This window comes from Segeticoccus rhizosphaerae (assembly GCF_009192725.1).
Taxonomy (GTDB): domain Bacteria; phylum Actinomycetota; class Actinomycetes; order Actinomycetales; family Dermatophilaceae; genus Segeticoccus; species Segeticoccus rhizosphaerae.
Map to the genome: position 1 here is coordinate 1 of NZ_VOHR01000370.1, position 3,388 is coordinate 3,388.

General features: G+C 72.5%; 3 protein-coding genes. All 3 read right to left on the reverse strand.

Features of this window, described 5'->3' with window-relative positions:
• Nucleotides 1-251: 251 nt before the first annotated feature.
• Genes shc through FRW57_RS24910 form a run of 3 tightly spaced genes read right to left on the reverse strand, consistent with a single transcriptional unit; the run spans nucleotide 252 to nucleotide 3,387 of the window.
• Complete coding sequence (gene shc / locus FRW57_RS19145) at nucleotides 252-2,195, reverse strand: squalene--hopene cyclase (RefSeq protein ID WP_152186781.1); 1,944 nt, start codon at nucleotides 2,193-2,195, stop codon at nucleotides 252-254.
• The gene (locus FRW57_RS19150) at nucleotides 2,195-3,214 is read right to left on the reverse strand and encodes a polyprenyl synthetase family protein (RefSeq protein WP_152186782.1); all 1,020 of its coding nucleotides are present in this window, start codon (nucleotides 3,212-3,214) and stop codon (nucleotides 2,195-2,197) included. The genes shc and FRW57_RS19150 overlap by 1 nt, the downstream gene beginning before the upstream one ends.
• Nucleotides 3,211-3,387, reverse strand: a complete 177-nt coding sequence (locus tag FRW57_RS24910) for an FAD-dependent oxidoreductase (protein WP_203230420.1) — start codon at nucleotides 3,385-3,387, stop codon at nucleotides 3,211-3,213. Before FRW57_RS24910 ends, FRW57_RS19150 begins: the two co-directional genes overlap by 4 nt.
• Between the last annotated feature and the right edge of the window lies 1 nt (nucleotide 3,388).

The following is a 3,388-nucleotide window of genomic DNA, read 5'->3' on the forward strand; positions in this document are numbered from 1 at the left end:
GACCGGCCACGAGGGTCGGCACGTCCCGCCCGTCCGGCAGCCGGCCCTTCGGGCCGCGTCCGGTGCGGACGACGGTGGCGTCGAGCCGTCGACCGAGGGCGGCCTGCTCGGAACGCAGCGGCGTGCACACGCGGTAGGTCACGTCGTGGCCCCCGGGGAGTATCGGAGCGCAGCGGAGAACTTCGTGGGGTGACTCATGTCCGGGGCCCCCGGGAAGTATCGGAGCGCAGCGGAGAACTTCGCGGGGTGACTCATGTCTCCCTCCTCCGGACGTAGCGGCCCAGCGCCCAGATCGGGAAGACCAGGCGGTAGAGGTGGTAGTTGATGTAGAAGTCACCCGGGAAGCCGGTGGCGGTGTAGAGGTCCTCGTCCCACGTGCCGTCCGGGCGCTGGCGCTGGACCAGCCAGCCGATGCCACGCTCGACGCTCCTGCCTTCGCGGCCGGCAGCCAGGAGGGCCAGCAGAGCCCACGCCGTCTGCGAGGGAGTCGATTCGCCGCGTCCCGCCCAGCCGGCCGGGTCGTCATAGGACCGCAGGTCCTCGCCCCAGCCGCCGTCGTCGTTCTGGTGGTCCTCCAACCAGCGCACGGCCCGGCCGATCTCGGGAGCATCGGCGGGCAACCCTGCCGCGACCAGGGCGGGCACGACGGCGCCGGTGCCGTAGACGTAGTTGGCGCCCCACCGGCCGAACCACGAGCCGTCGGGCTCCTGGGCGTTCAGCAGCCAGGCCACCCCACGGCGGCAGTCCTCACTGTCCTGGTCCCCCACCGCAGCCAGCATCTCCACCACGTGGGCGGTCACGTCGGCCGACGGTGGGTCGATGATCGCGCCGAAGTCGCAGAACGGCAGCGCGAGCGCCAGCGTGCTGGTGTTGTCCGCGTCGAAGGCCCCCCAGCCACCGTCGCGCGACTGCATGCCGCGGGTCCACCTCACGCCTCGCTGGATCGAGGACTCGAGCCGCACCGGGTCGGTGTGCCGGACCCGTGCGAGCGCCAGGACGATCTCGGCGGTGTCGTCGGTGTCGGGATAGCCGTCGTTGGCGAACTCGAAGGCCCAGCCACCCGATTCGAGGTTTGGGCGGCGCACCTGCCAGTCGCCGCCGGCGTCGATCTGCTCACCGAGCATCCAGTCCGTGGCGCGGGTCAGCGCCTCGTCGTCAGCGGCAACCCCGGCATCCAGCAGCGCGGTCATCGCGAGCGCGGTGTCCCACACCGGTGACTGGCACGCCTCGAGGCGACGCACCGGCCCGTCGGGGCCATCCTCCACGATGAGGAAGCCGTCGAGCCCGCGCAAGCCGGCTTGCATGGCCGGATGGTCGACCTCGAGCCCGAGCAGGTTCAGGGCGAGCAGCGAGTAGACCCAAGGCGGTTGGATGCCGCCCCAGCTACCGTCCTCCTCCTGCCGCTCGAGGATCCACTCCTGCGCCCGCCGCACGGCGCGGCGCCGGACCGCACGCAGGGGGTGACGGGCATACCAGTGGAGGGCGCCGTCGAGGCGCTCGAACAGCCCGGCCGTGCTGTGGATCGGCGAGCGCGCCGGCCTCGGGCCACCGGTCCGCAGCTCATCGATGCCGAAGCCGAGTGGGCGTGCCGGACGGAGGGTGCAGACCACGGAAAGGGGCACGATCGTCTGCCGCGCCCAGCACGCCCAGTCATAGATGTTCAGGGGCGCCCACGAGGGGAGGAAGATCATCTCCGGGGGGAGCGTGGGCAGCTCGTCCCAGGACCAGAGCCCGAAGAGCGCCAGCCAGATCCGGGTGAAGACCCGGGTCTGCTCGACTCCTCCGTGCTGCAGCACGTATGCCGCGGCGCGAGCCATGTGCGCGGCATCCGGCTGGTCTCCCGCCAGCCGCAGCGCGACCCATGCCTCGACCGTCGTGGACAGGTCGGGCGGGCCGCCGTAGAAGTTGGCCCACGTGCCGTCGGCCCGTTGCTGCCGCCGGATCCAACGGGCCGCCGCCTGCGTCTCCGAGTCGGTGCGGACCCCGAGGAACTCCCGCAACAGGAGGTCCTCGGCGTCCATCGTGACGTTCGTCTCCAGCTCGCCCTTCCACCAGCCCTGCTCGTCCTGCAGGCCCCGCAGGTGCGCCACCGCGGCGTCCAGGGCCCGCCGTGCGACGCTGGGGACCACGACCGACGTGCGCGGCGCAGCAGGCACGGAGCCGGTGCGCAGGCGACGCTCTCCGACGGTGGTCATCAGGCATCCCTCCCCACCACGAAGTTGCCGAGGCTGATCAGCTCGTCCGTGACCTGGTCCGGCAGGTCGACCGCCTGGATCGCCTTCAGCGCCAAGGCCAGCCGTCGTTCGGCCTCCTGCTGGGCCCACGCTCGCCCACCGCCGCGCTCGACCAGCTCGGCGCCCTGCGACAGCCGGGCCTCGTCGTCCGACCGCTGGGGCTCGGCCAGCCAGGCCAGGAGCTCTCGACCGACGGCACCGCCGTGCTCCGTGGCGTAGGCGATCGGCAGTGTCTTCTTGCGCGAGCGCAGGTCGGAGTGCACCGGCTTGCCCGTGGTCACGGGGTGGCCCCAGATGCCGAGCAGGTCGTCGACGAGCTGGAAGGCGATGCCGAGCTGCCCGCCATACGTGGACAACGCCTCGATCACGGGCTCCTCCGCCGCTGCCAGCACTGCCCCGATCGCAGCACTGGCTGCAAGGAGCGCACCGGTCTTGCCGGCCGCCATGTCGATGCACTCCGACACCGTGACCCTGCTGCGTGTCTCGAAGGCGAGGTCCTCGACCTGTCCGCGGACCAGCTCCCGGGTGGCCGTCGCGAGCAGCCTGCTGGCTTGTGCCGCCTGCGGGGAGGGGCTCTCCAGGATGACCTCGTGGGCCAGCGAGAGCAGCGCGTCACCGGCGAGGATCGCGGTGGACTCCCCCCACACCGACCAGACCGTCCGGCGGTGCCGACGCTCCGCGTCGCCGTCCATGACGTCGTCGTGCAGCAACGAGAAGTTGTGGACGAGCTCGACCGCGACCGCGCCGGGCAGGCCGACCTCGACCGACGCCCCGGCCGCCTGGGCCGACAGCAGCGCGAGGACGGGGCGCAATGCCTTGCCCTCGGGGCCATCCACCGGGCGGCCTCCCTGGTCCAGCCATCCCAGGTGGTAGCCGGCGACCCGGCGCGTGTGGTCGTCCAGCCGGCTCACGGCATCCTGCAGGGCGGGGTGCACGAGGGCGCGGCCGCTGGTGAGGGTGGTCGTCGTCGACACGGTCATGCGACCACCTCCTGCACGCGCGCACCGCCCGACCGGACGGGGTTCCTCAGCAGGTGAGCCACCGCGGTGTGGCCGCTGCGCACGGCCCCCTCCATCGTCGCCGGCCAACCGGTGGCGGTCCATGCTCCGGCCAGGGCGAGGCCGGGCAGTCCCGTCGCCGCCCCGGGTCGCATG

Excerpts from the sequence above, each read along its gene's own strand:
- shc (WP_152186781.1), bottom strand. The coding sequence starts at position 2,195 with ATGACCACCGTCGGAGAGCGTCGCCTGCGCACCGGCTCCGTGCCTGCT.
- FRW57_RS19150 (WP_152186782.1), bottom strand. The coding sequence starts at position 3,214 with ATGACCGTGTCGACGACGACCACCCTCACCAGCGGCCGCGCCCTCGTG.
- FRW57_RS24910 (WP_203230420.1), bottom strand. The coding sequence starts at position 3,387 with ATGCGACCCGGGGCGGCGACGGGACTGCCCGGCCTCGCCCTGGCCGGA.